This window comes from Candidatus Eisenbacteria bacterium (assembly GCA_016867495.1).
In the GTDB taxonomy this organism is placed as follows: Bacteria; Eisenbacteria; RBG-16-71-46; order CAIMUX01; family VGJL01; genus VGJL01.
On the sequence record VGJL01000216.1, the window covers coordinates 1 to 4,156 of the forward strand.

The 4,156-nt window shown below is 68.7% G+C and carries 5 protein-coding genes; 2 read left to right on the plus strand and 3 right to left on the minus strand.

Annotation, left to right across the window (positions count from 1 at the left end; translation table 11 throughout):
- The 3 genes from FJY88_12405 to FJY88_12415 form a co-directional block, all read right to left on the minus strand.
- The coding region (locus FJY88_12405; protein ID MBM3288137.1) for a response regulator at positions 1–142 on the minus strand (142 nt) is incomplete at its 3' end.
- A gap of 411 nt (positions 143–553) precedes the next feature.
- Positions 554–1,618: a tRNA (adenosine(37)-N6)-threonylcarbamoyltransferase complex transferase subunit TsaD gene (gene tsaD, locus FJY88_12410; protein ID MBM3288138.1), complete on the minus strand. Its 1,065-nt coding sequence runs from the start codon at positions 1,616–1,618 to the stop codon at positions 554–556.
- Between the two features lie 6 nt (positions 1,619–1,624).
- A complete protein-coding gene (locus tag FJY88_12415) occupies positions 1,625–2,029 on the minus strand; it encodes a DUF302 domain-containing protein (protein MBM3288139.1) in 405 nt (134 codons plus the stop codon).
- A 69-nt stretch (positions 2,030–2,098) separates the two neighbouring features.
- Here FJY88_12415 and FJY88_12420 point away from each other — a divergent pair, with 69 nt between their 5' ends.
- Positions 2,099–3,628, plus strand: a complete 1,530-nt coding sequence (locus FJY88_12420; GenBank protein ID MBM3288140.1) for an amidohydrolase — start codon at positions 2,099–2,101, stop codon at positions 3,626–3,628.
- 22 nt (positions 3,629–3,650) lie between these two features.
- Positions 3,651–4,076 (plus strand): hypothetical protein, encoded by a 426-nt coding sequence (locus tag FJY88_12425; protein ID MBM3288141.1) that lies wholly within the window; start codon positions 3,651–3,653, stop codon positions 4,074–4,076.
- The last annotated feature ends 80 nt before the right edge of the window (positions 4,077–4,156 follow it).

The window sequence follows — 4,156 nt, forward strand, 5'->3', positions numbered from 1 at the left end:
GGGGCCTGGACCGGACACTCTCGAGTCCCTGGATGCCGTCCTCCGCCGTCTCGACCTCGTACCCGGCATGCTCGAGCTGGAGCTTGAGCACCTTCCTCAGCGAGTCCTCGTCTTCGACGATCAAGATTCTCTCGTGGCTCATGATCCCGCGCTCCGATGTCTATGCCAGGGCCCGCGCTTTTCCCCGCGTATCGGCATGCCCAACCGCACGCGTTAGCGCCCAGGCGATTCCTCGGCACCGAGAAGATAGGCAATCGCCATGCCAGAGTGGATCCTCGGGCCGGATGCGCCACGCGCCCGGAGACCGCGGCGAATCCAGCGACTCTAGAACACCGGCGGCGCGCGGGCGTTCCGGCCCGCTTGCGAAGTGCCATGCTCCGCGATTCCTCGTGGCGGTTTGCATGAGCGCGACCTCGCCGCGCTGAAGCGTGCGATTCGCTCGACCACGCCAAGATCGGAGGCGCGGCTGGGGGTTTTCGCCCGGTGAGGGGACCGGCGGGGCCCATCCTCCTCGCGGGGCGCCTGCTCGCTTCTCAGATCCAGCCGAATGGATCTAGAACGAGTCCAGCTCGGTCGGAGGAGGGCTTCCGCCCTCAGCGAAGAGCGGGAAGTCGTCCAGATTCGGAAGGGCGGCGAGCGCCATCCCGTCGTCCTCGCCGGCTCGAAGCCGGGAGAGGGCGGCCAGCCCGATCATCACCGCGTTGTCGGCGCAGAGGCGCGGAGAGGGGAAGGCCACGTCGGCCTGGAGCCTTTCCCCGAGCGCCGCCATCTTCTGGCGAAGGTGCGAATTGCAGGCGACTCCGCCGCTTATGAGGATCTTCCTCGCCCCCGTGCGCAGGACCGCCGCCTCGACCTTCGCTGTGAGAACGTCGACCAGCGCCGCCTGGAAGCTCGCGCAGACATCGGCGACGAACCGGGCGGACGCGGCGCCGGAGATCCACTCGGGGTCGCGCTCCAGGAAGAGCTTGACCGCGGTCTTCAGCCCGCTGAAGGAGACATCCAGATTCCCCGATTCGAGGTCGAGGTAGGCGCGGGGGAAGGCGAAGGCGTCCCTCCTCCCCTCCCTGGCCATCCGATCGACGACCGGGCCGCCGGGATAGCCCAGGCCGAGCATCTTCGCCACCTTGTCGAACGCCTCGCCCGCGGCGTCGTCCCTGGTCGCGCCGAGGAGTCGGTAGCGGCCCCAGTCCTCGACCAACAGAAGCTCCGTGTGCCCTCCCGAGGCGACCAGGGCGATGAAGGGAGGCTCCCACGCGCGCTCAGCCAGGATCGCGTGGATATGTCCCTCGATGTGGTTGACCCCGACCACCGGGACCCGAAGCGCCAGCGAGAGACCCTTGGCGAGCCCGAGGCCCACGAGCAGGCAGCCGACGAGCCCCGGGCCCTGCGTGACCGCGATCCCCCGGATCGACTTCAGAGAGACGTTCGCATGCTCGAGGGCGACCCGGATCGCCGTCGGCCCCAGGCGGACGTGCTCCCGGGAGGCAAGCTCGGGCACGACCCCTTCGTATTCCCCGTGGACGAGCTGGCTCGAAGCGACGTTCGAGAGGGCTCTGCCACGCTCGTCCAGGATCGCGGCGCAGGTGTCGTCGCAGGAGGTCTCGATGGCCAGGTACATGACGAGCTATGCGGCGGCCCTTTCGAGGACGCGGGTCAGCCGCGCGCGGACTTCGCGCGCAACATCCACGAGCTCGGGCCGTCCGACCTTTCCAAGCTGAACCTCCGGATCGATAGCGGCCACGGTCGAGATCCCGGCGCCTCGCTCGTAGACGATCAGATTGCATGGCAGCAGCAGGCCGATTTCGGTCTCCGCGGTCAGAGCCCGATGGGCGAGAGGAGGATTGCACGCGCCGAGGATCGAGTACTTGCGGAAGTCCGCGTCCAGCTTCTCCTTCATCGTCTTCTTGACATCGATCTCGGTGAGGACGCCGAAGCCCTCCTCCTTGAGGGCCGCGATCGCGCGATCGCGCGCCTCTTCGAAGGGAAGCGCGACATCGATCGAGAGCCCGTAGTTCCCCGTGCGGATCATCGTATCCTCCTGCTCGGCCGCGGCGGCCTCCTCTCGGGCCGGGCCCGGCCGATTGATCGAAGTTAGCAGATGGACGGCTGGGCGTTCGGCAAAAAGCGCAGGGAGGCGACGGCGCTTGGATCGGCCGGGATCGCCCCAGCGGGCAAAGCCTCTGAGGCCCTCCGAGCCCGGCGGTCTCCGGGCTCGCGAGCGTCCAGACTCTCGAACGATCAGACTCTCGATCAGACTCTCGAACGTGGCCCCGCACCGCGGCGATCCCGTATACTCGCGGTCCATGTTCACGGCAAGTCAGGCACGCGAGGAGCAATCATGACAGCCAGGTCCGCCCTCCCTCCGATCCTCATCCTGTTCGCCGCCTCGGTGAGCGCCTGCGGGGTCGCACAGGCGGCTCCCGATTTCCAGGCGCTCGTCGAGCGCCACGCGCCGCGCGCGGTCGAGGACCGGCGCTATCTCCACGCGCATCCCGAACTCTCCTTGCGGGAACTCGAGACGCAGCGCTTCCTGCGCGACGCGCTTCTCGAGATCCCGGGCATCGAGCTGGTCGATGGGGACTGGGGAACGGGGCTCGTCGCGATCCTTCCCGGCAGGAACGCGCGTCCGCTGGTCGCGTATCGAGCCGACATGGACGCCCTTCCCATGACGGAAGCGACCGGCCTGCCGTACGCCTCGACGAGGACCGACACGCTGGGCGGGGGGACGGTCGGCGTGATGCACGCCTGCGGGCACGACATCCACATGACGGTCCTGCTCGGAGCGGCGCGCGTCCTCTCGGAGGCGCGGAGCGAGATGGCGGGGACGGCCCTGTTCATCCTCCAGCCGGCTGAGGAGATCGGCGCGGGCGCGGCCTCGATGATCGCGGCCGGGATCTTCGACGGCGACCGCCGGCCCGACGCGATCTTCGCCCTTCACGACCAGCCCGCCGTCCTCTGCGGCCAGGTCGGCTACCGGCCGGGCCGCTCATCGGCGAACGTGGACGACTTCAAGATCCGGGTCCTCGGGCGAGGGGGCCACGGCGCCTACCCGCACCGGGCGATCGATCCCGTCGTGATCGCCGCCGAGACCATCCTCGCCCTGCAGACCGTCGTGAGCCGCGAGATCGATGCAGCCCGGCAGGCGGTCGTCACCGTCGCGGCCGTTCATGGGGGGACATCGAGCAACGTGATCCCGGAGGAGGTCGAGCTGCGCGGCACCGCGCGAAGCCTCGAGCCGGATGTGCGCGAGCAGATCAAGACGGCCGTGATCAGGACCGTCAGGGGGATCGCCGCGGCGCACGGGGCGCCGGAGCCCGAGGTCCTCTACTCGTTCGGCACGCCCTCGGGATACAACAATCCCGCGCTGGTGGACGAGACGCTTCCAACGATCATCCGCGTCATGGGGCAGGAGAACGTCATCCTGGCCGAGTCGGGAATGGGAGGGGAGGACTTCGCCTACTTCCAGGCGGAGATTCCGGGATTCATGTTCCGCCTGGGAGTGGGCCGTCCCGACAGGACGATGGCCGTCCACAACCCGGCATTCGATCCGGATGAAAGCGCGATACCGATCGGGATCCGGCTGGTGTCCGAGATCCTCTGGGACTACATGGCGCGGCATGCAGAGTAGGCGATCCGATCAGCCGTCTTCCATGACCCGCGTCCGCTCGCTGCAGATCCTGTGGTCGATCTTGCCCGCCTGCGTCTGGAGCCTCGACTATGCCCCGGGGTGGATCCTCGACGATGGGAGCCGCGGTGATGTCGGAATCGCCGTCCTGTGCTTGATTCTGGCGTGGGCGGTCGCGACGGCGATCTCGCTCCTCCGGCGGGGAGCCGTTGCGGCGGCCGGAGAGCCATCCGCTCTCCTCTTCACCACGGCCGCGGTCTATCTGCTGGCCGGAGCGGCCTTCCTCGCGGCACTCGGGCCGGGAATCGCGGGAAGCGCCCGAGGGTTCGCGAGGGCGGCCCTCGGGGCCTTGTTGATCACGCCCGCCTGGCTCGGCCTGACGATCCTGCATCCCGCCGCCCGAACCGCGGCGGTCGGAATCCTACGAGCGATCGGCCGACGTCGTTCCTGACCCCCCGCACCCGAGGACCGATCGATAGGCGTCGAGCGCGAGCCTCGCGGCGCGATCCCACGTGTAGAGAGCGGCTCGCT